Origin of the sequence: Parabacteroides sp. AF39-10AC (assembly GCF_003635405.1) — a bacterium.
GTDB lineage: Bacteria > Bacteroidota > Bacteroidia > Bacteroidales > Tannerellaceae > Parabacteroides > Parabacteroides distasonis.
This window is the reverse complement of record NZ_QTLP01000028.1, coordinates 1-15,382: the sequence shown is the minus strand read 5'-3', so window position 1 is coordinate 15,382 and position 15,382 is coordinate 1. Positions and strand designations below refer to the sequence as shown.

Here is a 15,382-nt window from a genome sequence, read left to right as displayed (position 1 = left end):
ATGAACATACAAAGAACAATAGATCGTTGTATATTAGCTATATGTAATGACATATGGGATAATATAGAAGATAACAAATATGGTTTATACAATGGGCTTTATGGAAAGATTTTAGTATTGATATATTACAACATGTATAATGGTAATAATCCTAATTATAGCTTAATCAGCAGAGCTATCAATATAGGTTTAGGAAAAATATTTCATTGCAATTCTTCATCTTATAGCAGCGGACTAGCTGGAAATATGTGCATGCTATATTTTCTTTGCAAAAATGATATTTTTAAAATCAATATGAATCATTTAAACGAAGTTTCTCGAAATATCTTAATTGATGAAATGAGAAATCATATAAAACAAAAATATTATGATTTCATGCATGGGGGGATCGGGGTCGCTTTGCCTTTGTTAAAGTGGAATGTTCAACAAAATAGAATATATATATCAGAATTTATCGATTTTCTATATAATTATGCTGAAAAAGATTTTGATAATAACATTTACAAGTGGGAATCATCCCTTGTTTTTAATACAGATATAAAAGGTTACAATTTATCTATATCACATGGCATTTCTAGTATTATTATTTTTCTTTCTTTATCTTATTATTTAAACATTAATAAGCACAAAATTAAAAAAATGATAAATGGTGCCGTTAATTATATTATATCTAATGAGTTAGAAATGAAAAATACTGCTTTATTCCCAAGTATGATATTTAAAGATTATAATAATATAATAATTAAACGTCGCTTGGCATGGTGTTATGGAGATTTGGATATTGCTATTTCACTTTGGCATGCAGGAAATGCATTAAATAATCAAATTTGGAAAAATAAATCATTACAAATTTTTAGAAGTTGTATTGAGTTAGTTGAAGAGCAAGATTTACTAACAGAATTTGGTATTTGTCATGGGACTTCCGGTATTGCAATGATATTTAGAAGAATATATCTTGAAACAGAAGAATTATTATTTAAGTCAGGATATGAATTATGGTTTGATAAGACAATAAAAAAAATAAATGAATGGGCTATAGAGAATAGAGAGCGATCAGAAAAGAAAGACTTTTCACTGTTAACAGGATTATCTGGAATATTATTAGTAATAATGTCTATAGTATATAATGATAATCAGAAATGGGATTCTTTATTTTTATTATCATAAAATATTAAATATAATGTTTACAAATAAAATTATTCATCAAGTTTGGGAGGGTTACTCGGAAAAGTATATCCCAATTCGTTTAAAAATTCTTTCACAAACTTGGATAGAAAATAATCCGGATTGGGAATATCATTTATGGACAGGTAAAGAAATGAGAGAGCTTGTGATAAGTAGTTTTCCTGAATATGAAAACTTGTATAATTCATTACCAAGAGATGTCCAAAGATGGGATATTATACGTTATATGATTTTGTATAAATATGGGGGCATTTATACTGATTTAGACACAGAATGCTTTAAACCAATAAATCAGTTAGTGAATGATATATCATTGGGATTCGGAGAAGAACCTCCCATTGAAAAACTAATGCCAATACGGATAGGTAATGCTTTTTTAGTATCAGAAAAAGGAAATAAAGGGTGGATTTATATTATTGAAAATATAAAAAAGAATTTAGATGTATCTAAATCTTCCATTAAGAGTGTTATGGACTCAACAGGACCTAATATGATAAATAATATATTCCCATATATCAAAAAGAATTTTTGTGCAAAATCAATATCATATAAACTGGTTACTCCAGTTAGCAAATATGATGTTAATGATTTTATTTATCATAATTCCATAAAAAAATTTAATGAGAAAATTAAAGAAGCATATTGTGCACATTATTTTTTTGGAAGTTGGGATAAAAAAATTTCTTTATATTAACAGTTTAAAAACAATATCATTATGAGGGGAAAAGTTTTTATTTATTTATCTGCTTTATTTATATGTATATTTATTTTTTCTTGCAAATGCAATAAAAACACAGATGATTTAGAAAAAATCTCTATTGAAAATGCATATCATAAAGCTACATCTATTTTTGCATCTGATTATTTTGATGATATTCGTTATGTAATATTAGAGACAACAGAAGAATCGTTAATTGGTAATAATCCAAATGTATACCTAGCCAAAGATAAAATTATCATAATCTCTGATAAACAATGTTCTACATTTGATAAAAATACAGGTAAGTTTATATGTAATATTGGTCATATTGGTAATGATCCAGAAGGAAGTATAAGTCTTTTAGGTTGGTTTAATGAAGCTTCATCGCAAATATATTTTCCCAAGGGGAATCGTAGAAATGTTATCTATAATTGTGATGGTATATTTATTGGAAATCAAAGTGATCCAGATTTTACAGATGGTTTTTATGGTGTTGATAATTATGATTATTTCGATTCTGAAAAACTAGTTATGCACCTACCTGCAACAGCAAATAAACCAGATAGAATATATATTTATAAAGATACCACAGTTGTATCCTATTTTCCATCTATGGGGGATGATAAAAGTAAATTGTCAGCTCATATGGATAATATACAAGATATAAAAACTTTCAATTTACCAAATACAGAAAGAGAAGTCATAAATATAACCTATAAAGATGGATTACAGAGTGGATTTATACCTTCAGAACAAGTATTTTGGCATCATGATAAAAAATTATACTTTAGAGAATTATTTAATGATACAATTTATGAAGTTGGCCTAACTGGATTGAAGCCCGTGAAGTGTTTTGACTTTGGCTCACTAAAATGGGAAAGAGATGAAAGATATAATGCAAAAAATAAAAATACTATTTATCCTTTGGATATATTTGAGAATGAAAACGTTTTATGGTTGCGCTTTGTTGTAAATCTTTATCATAAAGAAGATGTGGAGGTCTATAATGCGATTTATGATAAGAAAAAAGGAGTGACAACAATAAGTCCGTTTAAGGAAGGTCTTAAAGATGATTTGAATAATTTTATTCCTTTACAACCTTCTAGTTCTACTTCAACAGGTGAATTTGTCCAGATTGCTTCTGTAGAAGATATTAAAATGTGGTTTGACAAACATCCAGAACAAAAAGATTATCCAAGTGAAATATCAAAGCTTAGGTATTTGTCGGAAGAAGATAATCCGGTTGTAATTATATTAAAATGAATTATTTGTGATTCATTTTAAGAAAAAAAACACGAAGCTTGTTGTTATTTTTGCATTGAGTATTGATTAATTAAATTCATCGGACACATGAAATGCTTTTTTTTAAAATATGATTCTAACTTGATAGATTTATTACGGTATGCATTATTAAGAGTTGAAACATTAGATAATATTGGACTTTTTAATGGAAAATTAGGAACAGCTATTATCTTCTATGAATATAGTCGATATAGTAAGAATAAATTGTATGAAGAATATGCTTCTGAGATTATAGATTCAATATCTGAAATACCTAATAATCTATCACTTTCTTTATCTGATGGCCTATTAGGCATAGGATGGGGAATGTCTTATTTATTTTTTAAACAATATATAGGAGGAGATATTGAATACGTCCTTTCTGATCTTGATCGAAAAATAATCTCTAATTTAAAAAGTAATAGTATATGTGTGGAAGATTATTTTTTATATATGAAAATGAAAAATAGTTATTTACAGAATAAACCATGTGATTGTGAAAATATTTTAAATAAAATATGGCACACATGCTTAATTATATGATTGTGATTCACAATTTAATAATCTTTATTCACAAGTAGATTTATTTATGTTTTTAGTTTGCAAATTGATCGTCTGTATCTATATAAAAAAGGAAACTTAGATGAGTAAAGGGCAGAAAATTGCGAAGTAGGCTATGTCCAAGCTTGTAAACAAAAAACACAGGTCATGGAGTTAGAAGGTCTTGTTTTTATGAAGCTATACTTTCTTTGTTGATGGGAGCAGATTCTTCCATATCAGAAAAGGTAAACTTTATATGATATGGAAGTATTCTTTTCCGGGAAATGGCTTCTATATCGATTATGAAGCAATACGGTCTGTGCAAGCAGATTAAAAAATTAACTTAAAATAACATGATTAAGAATACTATTGAAGATATTTTGTCCAAATATGTTGGAGGAAAAATAGATATCGCCAATGAGCAAAAGTCTATATCTATGCAACGTCGTAAAGTATTCTCTTCCATTATCACTGATAGTTTTTATGTATTGGATATTGTTCAAAAGCAATTTATCTATATCAAGCCAGATGATCTTTTTCTATGCGGCCATTCCGTGAAAGAGGCAATGGAATTAGGATATGATTTCTTTTCTAGAGTAATTCATCCTGAAGATTTGCCATTGTGGAAAATTTTCTTGGAGAATTTGCCACAAAAAATGCAATCTTTGCAAGAAAACAGGACTGTGCCAGAAGCTTTTTTTTGCCTGTTTCGGTTGTTACGAAAATATTCTTTCCTAAAAGAGCCTGTTGAGTTATATACTTACCATCGACTCATACCCATCTACGAAGATTTGACATTGATTTATCTAATAGATATAATCTCATATACAAACTGTAAGAAAATAGGATGTTATCTGAGAGATAGTCAATATTCATGTTATCAAATATTTAACCACAAAACTCAGCGTTGGAAAATACGGGCAGTTCCCTCTTTAAGTAAAAGTGAAACCAGAGTACTGTCTCTCTCTCAAATAGGCCAAAGCTCTTTTTCCATAGGAAATACTCTCGGTGTAAGCGAATCTACCATACAAAGTCATATGGCTTCTATCAAAAGAAAATTTGAGACTTCAAACTCACGCGAAACATTAGAGTGGATTTCATATCTTAATATACAATTATTTGTCCAAAATGACGATAGAAATGATAGATCAATCTCTAAAGTAGTTATTAACAGAGATATAGGCCAAATACAGCAAGCTTTAAATGAAGGAAAAAGTATCCGCTCAATTGCAAGAAGAAAAAACATATCGGAATGTACAATTCGTTATTGGATAAAGAAGGGTATTGTGAAAAGATAAATTTGTGCGTAAAACGCAAAAAAAATAAAAGATTCTGCTATTGACATTACGCATTAATAATGCAACCTTTGAAAAAAATCCAATTTATGGATCTAGTTGAAGTGTGATTAGATATTTCCATTTTGGAATATCTGTTTTATTAAAAACTAATTTACAATAAGATGGAAAAGAAAAAAGTTTTAGGCAAAATTAAGCTGACCCAGCTTAAAAAGACTAATTTAGAACAACGTGAAATGAATGTTTTAAAGGGTGGTGTTTGTGCGAATTGTGCTTGTGTAAATTATGGTTATCCAACAGGTGGTGGAGGCAATTCAAGTACAGGAACTGTGGCTAATTATTAACTGATATTTATGAGCTACATTGTTTAAATTATCTTTGAAAAATATTGTCAATTGGTGTGATGAGTATCAATTGACAATATTTGATTAATATATAATCACTATGATACAATCAATCTTTCATACATCAGAGAAAGGTAATGTATACCTATATGATAACCAACGAAGATTTTCGATGCTAGCACATCCAAAACTCAAAAATATTCATGAATCATTAGTGGATGATTCATACTATTCTAAGAAGTATTTATATTTAAAAAAATTCGGTTTCTTTTCAGAGTATAAACTTAATAATATAGAAGTTTCAATAGATGATTCTATGATAGAATACTCTATTAAACAAACTAAACAAATTCTATTTGAAGTTACAACTTCTTGCAATTTAAATTGCTCATATTGTATACAAGGTGAATTATATCATGATCCTGACAGTATAATAAGAAATAAAAAAACAAGCATTTCTTCTGCAATTAAATTATTAAAATATATATTCAAATTTAAGGCTAAAGAAGATAAACTATCTATAGGATTTTATGGAGGAGAGCCGCTTTTAAATATTAATTTCATTAAGAGAATCGTAGAAATCATACACCAATTAGATACTGACAATGAAATGGATATTGATTATCTTATGACAACAAACGCAACTTTAATCTATAAACATATTGATTTTTTGGTGGATAATAAATTTAATATAATGATCAGTCTAGATGGGAATGAAGGAAATGATAGCTATCGTATAATTAAAAAAAACAATAAAAACTCTTTTTCTAAAGTAATTAAAAATATTGATTTTATAAAAGATAAATACCCAGATTATTTTAAAAACAATATATCATTTAACGCTGTTTTACACAATCGAAATTCGGTAAAAGACATCTATGAGTTTATTTACAATAGATATGCAAAAAAACCAAGAATTGCCGAATTAAAGACAAATGATATTAATCCACACAAAAAAGACATTATTAAGCAGATGTTTAATGGAAAGAGGAAAAGCGAGACTGAATATAGAAATGATAAATCAAATCTATTACCTCACGATGAGTTGTTATCATACAATGATTTAACAGGCTTTTTAAAATATCTTTCTATTAATTACTACATATCAAATGTGTATTCTTTATTTTATAATGAAGAGAAATTTTTACCAACAAATACATGTCTTCCTTTTTCTAAAAAAATATTCTTGACTTCTAGTAATAAGTTGTTACCATGCGAAAAAATTAGTGATAAATACTTTTTAGGCGAAGTGAATAAAAATATAGAAATTGATATTCCTAGTATTAGACGAAAATATAATTCTTATTATAAACATCTAAAAAAGCACTGTCAGCATTGTTATCTTTATAGATATTGCGGATTATGTATGTTTGATATAAAAGATTTACAGAATTTAGATACTGAAGAGTTTGTTTGTAATTATTTTCATGATCAAAATGCTTTTCAATCTAGATTACATCATATTTTTTCTTTTTTAGAAAAATACCCAAGTGACTTTTTTCATATTTTAGAAGATACAGTGATTTTATTATGACAAACAAAAAAGCGGAAAAAGATTATTGGTTTACGATTGAACCTTATGTGTATGTTGGACTAACTAATCAGTGTGTATTGTTGTACAATACTCTTGATGGAGAAACGATAGAATCAGATCAAGTAGAAGTCATAGAACTGTTAAAAGAAACGCTTCAAAAAGAAAATTACGGAGTTGTTTTATTGACAGAAAAAAGGCATCATAATAAAAACATTAATACTTTTATTCGAGAACTTCGAAAAAAATATATGGGAGACATAATTGATATCTCATTATCAAATGGTAGACCGGTTCAATTATTACCTTTTTTTAATTTTACAATTCCTAATAAATTCGAAATTTATAAAAAGCACAATTTTTATTCATATGAAAATGCGTTAAAGAATATATTTGAAATCAATATACATGTAAATAATGAAACAGAAGTAACAAAACTTATTCATTTTTTACAATCGGTTCCAGATAAATTAACTTTTAATATCATTGGAAATATTAATAAAGTTGTAGATAACGGTAAATTATTATCCTTTTTTAATCATTATACTACTGTCAAAAATATAGTATGCACTTATATTGATATATTATCTTTGGAATCTGTTTTTAATAAAGATTTTGCTTATAGCATTTTAGTCAAATTTCCTGTTGATTTAGATAAATGGGATAAGTTACAACGTATAATACATGCTAAAAGATTACAACATATATACATATTTGAAGTTCTATCAGAGGATGATTGTCAACAAGCTGAGCAATTAATTGAAATGTTTAGAATTAAAAAATACCAAATTCATCCTGTATATAATGGTGATAATATCGACTTTTTCAAGAACAATGTTTTTATTAATAAAGAAGATATTTTGTCTGCACATATTTCTATAAAAGATATTTTCGCTAATCAGGCAGTAAATTTATATGACTTCGGAAAATTTAATATCATGCCCAATGGTGATGTGTATGCCAATGTTAACCATCCTTCATTGGGTAATATAGACACGCATAGCATTCAAGAAATAGTCAAGAAGGAAGTAGATGAAGGTAAATCATGGTTTCGTATCCGTACTCAAGCTCCATGTACAGATTGTGTTTATCAGTGGCTTTGCCCTCCTCCTTCCGATTATGAAATTGTTATCGGGTGTCCAAATCTTTGCCATGTAAAAAACTAAAACAAACATAATTTGCTATCATGAAAAGAATATTTACAATTGTAACAATAATCCTGATTGTCATATCTGGATGCGGAGAAAATAAACAATCAACAAGTAAACTCGCCATAGTTGATGTGGTAAAGAATCATCCTGAAAAGGAATTGATATTACAGGATTTCATGGATGTGGAATACATCCCGTTGGAAACAAATGATGAGTTTGTTACCCAAGGCAAAGTTATGGCCATTGGTGCAGAAGTTATATTAATAACCAACTGGGCCAACGACGGGAATTTGTTTGTTTTTGACAGAAAAACTGGCAAAGCCTTGAAGAAGATTAACAGGAAAGGGCAAGGTGGTGAGGAATATGTAGGTATTACTGAAATTGTTTTGGATGAAGCAAACAAGGAAATATTTGTCATAGCCTATACCGGAAGTAAAATCTCAGTATATGATCTAGACGGAAATTTTAAAAGGAGTTTCAAAGCCGCAGGTACGGAATCTCATGTAAATACATTTAATTATGACCGGGAAAATTTGATCTCTTATGTACCGGATAATAGTCTGGAAAACCCGTCAAACGCCATACCTCCATATTATTTAATCTTTTCCAAACAGGATGGAAGTATCACCCGGAAAATATCAATTCCTTTTGATGAAATTAAAAGCCCAGTCGCAAAAGACGGGGAGGCTTGGGCTGCTCCAGTACCAACCACCGTGTACCAGATAATTCCAAATTACGCAAATTGGGTACTTATGGAGACATCATCCGATACCATATACCACTATTTGTCGGATGCTAATACGACAATCCCCCTTATCGTAAGAACCCCCTCCATACACACCATGGAGCCTCCTGAAGTATTTCTTATACCAACTGTTTTTACCGACCGTTATTATTTCATGAGCCTGTTGAAAGCGGAATTTAATTTTGAAACAGGGAGAGGGTTTCCAACTTCCGGATTGATGTATGATAGGCTAGAAAATTCTGTATTCATACCTAAAATATACAATGGTGATTATACCAGCAAAAGAGAAGTCGATATGACATCGAGGCCTTTAGATCAGGAATTCGTAATCGGGCAGTCATTGCAAGCTCACGAACTTGTCGAGGCTTACGAGAAAGGGCTATTGAAAGGCAAACTGAAAGAGATCGCAGCTACATTGGATGAAGAGTCCAATCCGGTGATTATGTTTGCAAAATGTAAAAAATGACAATAATGAATTATTATATCGCTATAGAAAAAGATTTACAGCAAATTGGAGAACTGTTATTGCTTAATGGTACGTTAACAGAAGATCCTGGATTGGTTCATGGGAAAATGGGAATTGCTGTTTTTCTTTTTCACTATGCGCAATACACTGAAAATATGTTGTTTGCGGATTATGCGATGGATTTGATAGGAGAAATACAGAATCAACTACATGTAGATAGTTGCGCTGATTATGAAAAGGGAGTAGCTGGCATCGGTGTCGGAATCAGATATTTGATCCAGAATGATTATCTGGATGCGGAAGATAATATTTTTGAAGATTTGGATCAAAGAATGTATCGTGCCGTGATGTATGATCCTTGGCGGGATTTCAGCTTATATGGTGGATTAGCGGGATATGGACGATACTGGATTTCGAGATTACCTTATCAGAAATCATCCACGCAAGCAAGAGAGTGTATATGGCATATTGTTGAATTGATCAAAGGGAAATTATCAGAGATTCTTCCAGAAGAACGAACATGTATATATTCCTTTTTACTTGACTTGCAAGAAATATCTGGTTATGAGAATTGTGTACGCCTTTTAGAGCAATGTCGTAAATGGAATGTAAACAAAAACATTCATTATCTAGATAATTCCACAGTTGGTTACATAGCGCATAAAATTCAAAGTAGCCGATATTTACATAAGACTTGGCAAGATGAAATTAATAATATCCTAAGACAGATCCCTAATTTAGATATGGAGAAACCTCCAGTTACTATGGGGCTTCTTTCTGGTTATGCAGGTGAAGGATTACTGCGATTGACCATACTTAATTCAACGGATCTGTCATGGATGCAGCTTCTGTAATCTTTTATTAATCACAAAAATATCATTGATATGAATCTATATATCTTCAATGAAACCCGCCGAGGAGCTGTCTTTGGTATCGGAACTTATATCCGAGAACTAACTTTTGCTCTGAAAAATAGCAGTCTACATATTTGTGTAATAAATTTGCTATCTGATAAACCATATATACAGATGGAGAAAATAGATAACATTGAGCATTGGCATTTTCCCTCACCTATACCAGAGCAACGGACATCAGATAGCCAAAAACAAAGAGCGTCGTATTTTCGTAATGTTGTATATTTACTTCAATTACATATTAAGGACAAAAAGGATTTAGTGTTCCATTTGAATTATCATCAAAATGAGAGTCTTGTCAGCGAACTGAAAGAAGCTTTTGATTGTAAGATTATTTCTGTCGCACATTTTTCTGACTGGGGATTTACTGTTTTTGATAACCTGAATCGCCTACGTAATATTCTCAATGAAGAACATCCGGATAGTTTTAGTGAAAACGTAAAAAAATCGTTTGAAGAAGAAAGGGCGTACTATACCCAGGTGGATCATACAATTTGCTTGTCAAATTATATGAAAAAAATACTATGTCAGGATTATGGACTTGATTCAATGAAAGTTTCTGTTGTTCCTAATGGTTTGGGTGATGTAGTTGATATGTCGGTAGATAAAGAACTTTTACGTAAGAAATGGCACGTAGGACCTAAAGAGAAAATTATTCTTTTTGCCGGTCGGATTGACGAAATAAAGGGTGTGAGTTCTTTGATCAAAGCGTTCCATCTAGTCTTAGAAGCTTATCCTAATAGCCGTTTGCTAATAGCCGGTAATGGTGATTACACAAGAGCCTTTCAAGAAGCAAAAAATATTTACACTAAAATTACTTTCACTGGGCTATTGAAAAAGGAGGAGCTGTTTGAGATCTATCAATTGGCCGATGCCGGTGTTGTACCTTCTTTATTCGAACCATTTGGTTATGTCCCTGTCGAGATGATGATGCATGAATTGCCCATTATAGCGACCACTACATCCGGATTAAACGAGGTAGTAGATGAGTCTTGCGGATTGAAAGTACCATTAATAGTATCTCCTGATAATGTAGAGATCGACACCTCTCTGTTAGCACAGAAGATCGTCTACCTATTACAGAACCCGGAAGAAGCGAAACGACTCGGGAAGAACGGTCGCAAACGGTATTTGGAGAAATATTCCTCGGAGGTATTCGGGAAAAACATGATCGCATTTTATAAATCCTTATTCCAAGAATGCAAGTAACCAACAACTAACCTGATACTATTATATGAATACGCCCAATCAAATCGACATATCGATCATTATCCCGATATATAACGTGGAAAAATATTTGACGGTTTGTATCGACTCGTTGATGAATCAAGGTGATCTACGCATGGAGATTATCTTGGTTAATGACGGTTCGACTGATTTGTCAGGGGAAATTGCTGATGAATACGCTAAAAAAGAGGAACGTATCAAGGTGATTCATCAAGAGAACGGGGGAGCATCCGCAGCTCGCAACACAGGCCTGGATATCGCCTCTGGAGAGTACATCGCTTTTTTAGATAGCGATGACTGGATAAAAGAAAAATCATTACCTTTATTATATCATGAAGCGGTGAAACATCATGCAGATGTCGTGATGGGAAATATGTGGCTATGTCATCAGGACGGAAGTATGGATAAACCTTTTAAATGTATTTCCAATGAATCAATAAAAAAATTGCTTTCCGGTAAAGAAGGTTTTGTTGAATTAGTCAAAACTTGCTTCTATCTGCCTACACCCGTCAGATACATATACAATAGGAAATATCTGCATAAAATACAGACCCGTTTTGAGGAAGGTATCATGCATGAGGATGAGTTATGGTGTCCCATCGTCCTTTGCCAAGCAGAGAGGATGGCTATCACCGATATTGAGTTTTATTATTACCGCCAGAACGAAGAATCGGTCATGCATACGACAAGCCTAGCCCGAAAGTTGAAATCATTATTTCGAGTTACTGAGGAATTGATTAAATTCTTTGATCAATTTGTTTCCTCTGAGACGAGCGATGACTTGAGAAGCTGGTGGTATGTAAACATCTTCAGACTTTATTCCATGACCTTCACGCTGCTTTCTCGTCTAAAAGATTCCTCATACATAGTACACAAACACTATCTGGATCGATTTTGGAGGGATTGCGGGCAAATGATTCCGGAATCTATACAAAGGTGTAGAAATTATTATTACAAGGCAGAGGCCGGTCTGAAAGAATATACGGATTGGCGTGTGTCTGATTGGGTAGCAGGCGTAGATTGCCAAATAAAGGCTGGTAAAAAAGTGATGCTCGTATTCAACACGATAGATGGGGAAGATCTACAGTTGAACATAGAGGATGTACCCGTTGACTGGGTGATAACCACCGACAGGAAATATTTTCACCAGGCGACTATGATCGTTTTCCACCTTCCCACATTATATTATGAGCTAGAGAATGATCTGGATAAGTTGGAAGGACAAACATGGGTTAGTTGGAATCTGGAATCCGAAAAGGATGCTCCAGGGATCAATGAGCCAGAAATAAGCGAACTGTTCGACCTTTTGATAAGTGCCCCACCAGATAGAGAAGGGAAACAACATCTATTGCTAAGCTTGTGCCGAAATTATGTAAATAATAGATAAATCACTATAAATCTTGAGAAAAAATAATCTATTTTTGTAATTAGATATACGTTGAGCGAACGTATCACCCTAAGTGTTTAATATTAAATCGTAAGAATAATGAAATAGATAATCACAATATCAATAATTCTCCTCTTTGTGTTAGCGGAATATGGAAAAGATAAGCAACCAACAAAACTCGATATTAAGATGATAAAAATGCAGATGAATAGGTTGAGCTGCGACAAATAGGAGGATTATATATTCAAATATCAAATATATAATCTATAAGAACTAGATCATGTCTATATCTTAATGTTTTAATTTATGCTAAGTTCATTCCCTCATTATCGGCAATTGAATTCTATGGACTGTGGTCCTAGCTGCCTCCGTATGATCGCCAAGTTCTATGGTCGTGTGTACTCGATCCAGAACTTACGGGAGAAAGCCTTCATCACACGGGAAGGGGTCTCCATGCTCGGTATCAGCGAGGCGGCGGAGGCGATCGGGTTCCGTACGCAAGGGGTGAGGATCACGGTGGAGGAGCTGGAGAAGGAAATGAAATTTTAAAAACAAATCATTTTGTCAATTCGCTTTTTTTATCTATTATTGCGTTCGAATCATAAATTAAATAACAGCCATGTTGACCTACAATCCAAATACTGCTATCTTGTTGATTCTCTTCAACCGGGTGAATACCACTCGAAAGGTATTTGAACGGATTCGGGAGGTTCGTCCCAAGCGGCTCTATCTAGCGGCAGACGGGCCTAGGCATAAGTTGGAATGCAAGGCGTGTGAGGAGGCAAGATTGGTTGTTTCCGCCGTTGATTGGGATTGTGAGGTGTACCGACTTTATCAAGAACAGAACTTGGGTTGCGATACGCATTGCTATCGGGCGATCTCTTGGTTTTTCGAGCGGGAACCGGAGGGAATCGTGCTTGAGGATGATTGCCTTCCCTCCACCTCTTTCTTCGGCTTTTGCTCCACTTTGCTCGCCTATTATCGAAAGGATGAGCGCATCGGGCATATCGCAGGAAGCAATTATCAATTTGGCGATAAGCGAGGAGACGGAAGTTATTATTTCTCCAACTTGACACATGTAGGCGGCTGGGCCGGATGGAGAAGGTCATGGCAATGCCAACGACTGAACGATGAGCGATACGATTGGTTCGAGCGTTTGGACTATCTGTCCCACTTGGCCTCGCACGCTCCTTTCCATGCTTATTGGAACAAATACTTCAGATTGGTAAACTGGAACAGTCATATAGGTTGGGATTTCCGGTATGCCTATGCCAACTTGTCCAATAATCGATTGTCAGTTATCCCGAACTATAACCTGATCTCCAATATCGGTTGCTATGACCGGGCGACCCATCCCATTGCGGATTACCCGTTTGCGGACTTACCAAACGAGGAGATCGGGGAGATCATCCATCCTACATTCGTCTGTCCGGACGTGGAGGCCGACTTGCGCTCACAGATGCGGGAGTATAATTCCCGGGGCGTTTTCGAGGAGCGTCAGGATGCGGTGGCTTACTTGAAGGAACGGTTGAGCGAGGAGATAACGAACACCTCGGAGCGTCGATCCATTCCCCGGGTGATCCATCAGATCTACGAGGATTCGGCAGGGCCATCCGATACCTTGCTTCATATATCGAAATCCTGGCGGGAACAGAATCCCGATTGGGAGTATCGCTTTTGGAGGAAGGCGGATATCGATGTGTTCCTGTCGATGCATTATCCTGAGTTGATACCGGTTTACGAGTCATTTCCTTATGCCGTGCAGCGTTGGGATGCTATTCGTTACTTGATCCTTTATACGTTCGGTGGCCTGTATGTGGATTTGGATTATGAGTGTACGGAACCGATTGATCCACTTCTCCGGGACGTGGAATGTACCATGGGCTTGGAGCCTGCCGGACATTGCATCTTGCAGCGCAAGCCTTATATTGTTGGGAATGCGTTTATGGCTACGATACCGGGTCATCCTTATTTCAAAGAGCTGATTGATGCTGTTTTTCATGCAAACACTAATGAGGAGTATCCCGTTCGTGCGGCACAAGCGATCATGGATTCCACAGGGCCTTATATGACTACTCGGGTTTATATGAATAGTCCCTATCAGGAGCGGGTCATTTTGATCCCGTCTGCCTTAGTGGCTCCATTAACCCGCGATGAGGTGATGGAGATGGTGGCTGGAAAAGTTTCCTCGGACATGGAGGAAAAGATCGAGCGATCCTATGCCATCCACTATTTTCTGGGCAGTTGGTACGAACAATTAAAAAGCTAAGGGTCTCCCTCCAATTATGAGTTAGCGATCGGGAAAAACAATTTATGTCATATTAATCCTTTGTAAAAAGTGTTTAAACCCTTCCCCACATATCGCCAACTGGACTCCATGGATTGCGGCCCTAACTGCCTTCGCATGATCGCCAAGTTCTATGGTCGTGTGTACTCGATCCAGAACTTACGGGAGAAAGCCTTCATCACCCGGGAAGGAGTCTCCATGCTGGGTATCAGCGAGGCGGCGGAGGCGATCGGGTTCCAAACACAGGGCGTGCGGATCACGGTGGAGGAGCTGGAGAAGGAATGTCCCCTACCCTGCATACTGCACTGGAACCAATGGCATTTCGTGGT

14 protein-coding genes and 1 pseudogene are annotated in these 15,382 nt (G+C 34.1%); all 15 read left to right on the top strand.

Annotated features, from left to right (window positions below):
* The gene (locus DW033_RS19960; RefSeq protein WP_122140508.1) at positions 1-1,167 is read left to right on the top strand and encodes a lanthionine synthetase LanC family protein; all 1,167 of its coding nucleotides are present in this window, start codon (positions 1-3) and stop codon (positions 1,165-1,167) included.
* 13 nt (positions 1,168-1,180) lie between these two features.
* Positions 1,181-1,879 carry a glycosyltransferase family 32 protein gene (locus DW033_RS19955; protein ID WP_122383065.1) on the top strand — a complete coding sequence of 233 codons (699 nt, stop codon included), beginning with the start codon at positions 1,181-1,183 and terminating at the stop codon, positions 1,877-1,879.
* Positions 1,880-1,900: 21 nt separating this feature from the next.
* Positions 1,901-3,148 carry a DUF4934 domain-containing protein gene (locus DW033_RS19950; RefSeq protein ID WP_226766905.1) on the top strand — a complete coding sequence of 416 codons (1,248 nt, stop codon included), beginning with the start codon at positions 1,901-1,903 and terminating at the stop codon, positions 3,146-3,148.
* Positions 3,149-3,268: 120 nt separating this feature from the next.
* The gene (locus DW033_RS19945) at positions 3,269-3,709 is read left to right on the top strand and encodes a hypothetical protein (RefSeq protein ID WP_146334677.1); all 441 of its coding nucleotides are present in this window, start codon (positions 3,269-3,271) and stop codon (positions 3,707-3,709) included.
* A 350-nt stretch (positions 3,710-4,059) separates the two neighbouring features.
* Positions 4,060-5,004, top strand: a complete 945-nt coding sequence (locus DW033_RS19940; RefSeq protein WP_122140517.1) for a LuxR C-terminal-related transcriptional regulator — start codon at positions 4,060-4,062, stop codon at positions 5,002-5,004.
* Between the two features lie 161 nt (positions 5,005-5,165).
* Positions 5,166-5,345, top strand: coding sequence for a TIGR04149 family rSAM-modified RiPP (locus DW033_RS19935; RefSeq protein WP_122140516.1), 180 nt, complete (start codon positions 5,166-5,168; stop codon positions 5,343-5,345).
* A gap of 100 nt (positions 5,346-5,445) precedes the next feature.
* A complete protein-coding gene (locus tag DW033_RS19930) occupies positions 5,446-6,879 on the top strand; it encodes a radical SAM peptide maturase (protein ID WP_122383062.1) in 1,434 nt (477 codons plus the stop codon).
* On the top strand, positions 6,876-8,042 hold the full coding sequence (locus DW033_RS19925; protein WP_122383061.1) for a TIGR04150 pseudo-rSAM protein: 1,167 nt from the start codon (positions 6,876-6,878) through the stop codon (positions 8,040-8,042). The genes DW033_RS19930 and DW033_RS19925 overlap by 4 nt, the downstream gene beginning before the upstream one ends.
* A 20-nt stretch (positions 8,043-8,062) precedes the next feature.
* The gene (locus tag DW033_RS19920) at positions 8,063-9,238 is read left to right on the top strand and encodes a 6-bladed beta-propeller (RefSeq protein WP_122140499.1); all 1,176 of its coding nucleotides are present in this window, start codon (positions 8,063-8,065) and stop codon (positions 9,236-9,238) included.
* 5 nt (positions 9,239-9,243) lie between these two features.
* Complete coding sequence (locus DW033_RS19915) at positions 9,244-10,092, top strand: hypothetical protein (RefSeq protein WP_122383060.1); 849 nt, start codon at positions 9,244-9,246, stop codon at positions 10,090-10,092.
* A 30-nt stretch (positions 10,093-10,122) separates the two neighbouring features.
* A complete protein-coding gene (locus DW033_RS19910) occupies positions 10,123-11,361 on the top strand; it encodes a TIGR04157 family glycosyltransferase (RefSeq protein WP_122140497.1) in 1,239 nt (412 codons plus the stop codon).
* Positions 11,362-11,386: 25 nt separating this feature from the next.
* Entirely contained in the window at positions 11,387-12,766 is a 1,380-nt protein-coding gene (locus DW033_RS19905) for a glycosyltransferase (RefSeq protein WP_122140496.1), read from the top strand.
* A gap of 306 nt (positions 12,767-13,072) precedes the next feature.
* Positions 13,073-13,303: pseudogene (locus tag DW033_RS19900) on the top strand (cysteine peptidase family C39 domain-containing protein); the annotation flags it as partial.
* An 82-nt stretch (positions 13,304-13,385) separates the two neighbouring features.
* On the top strand, positions 13,386-15,035 hold the full coding sequence (locus DW033_RS19895) for a glycosyltransferase family 32 protein (protein WP_122383059.1): 1,650 nt from the start codon (positions 13,386-13,388) through the stop codon (positions 15,033-15,035).
* Positions 15,036-15,143: 108 nt separating this feature from the next.
* The coding region (locus DW033_RS19890) for a cysteine peptidase family C39 domain-containing protein (RefSeq protein ID WP_370453720.1) at positions 15,144-15,382 on the top strand (239 nt) is incomplete at its 3' end.

Bases quoted from the DNA above. Each gene is read 5' to 3' on its own strand.
- DW033_RS19960 (WP_122140508.1), top strand. From the start codon at position 1: ATGAACATACAAAGAACAATAGATCGTTGTATATTAGCTATATGTAAT.
- DW033_RS19955 (WP_122383065.1), top strand. From the start codon at position 1,181: ATGTTTACAAATAAAATTATTCATCAAGTTTGGGAGGGTTACTCGGAA.
- DW033_RS19950 (WP_226766905.1), top strand. From the start codon at position 1,901: ATGAGGGGAAAAGTTTTTATTTATTTATCTGCTTTATTTATATGTATA.
- DW033_RS19940 (WP_122140517.1), top strand. From the start codon at position 4,060: ATGATTAAGAATACTATTGAAGATATTTTGTCCAAATATGTTGGAGGA.
- DW033_RS19935 (WP_122140516.1), top strand. From the start codon at position 5,166: ATGGAAAAGAAAAAAGTTTTAGGCAAAATTAAGCTGACCCAGCTTAAA.
- DW033_RS19930 (WP_122383062.1), top strand. From the start codon at position 5,446: ATGATACAATCAATCTTTCATACATCAGAGAAAGGTAATGTATACCTA.
- DW033_RS19925 (WP_122383061.1), top strand. From the start codon at position 6,876: ATGACAAACAAAAAAGCGGAAAAAGATTATTGGTTTACGATTGAACCT.
- DW033_RS19920 (WP_122140499.1), top strand. From the start codon at position 8,063: ATGAAAAGAATATTTACAATTGTAACAATAATCCTGATTGTCATATCT.
- DW033_RS19915 (WP_122383060.1), top strand. From the start codon at position 9,244: ATGAATTATTATATCGCTATAGAAAAAGATTTACAGCAAATTGGAGAA.
- DW033_RS19910 (WP_122140497.1), top strand. From the start codon at position 10,123: ATGAATCTATATATCTTCAATGAAACCCGCCGAGGAGCTGTCTTTGGT.
- DW033_RS19905 (WP_122140496.1), top strand. From the start codon at position 11,387: ATGAATACGCCCAATCAAATCGACATATCGATCATTATCCCGATATAT.
- DW033_RS19895 (WP_122383059.1), top strand. From the start codon at position 13,386: ATGTTGACCTACAATCCAAATACTGCTATCTTGTTGATTCTCTTCAAC.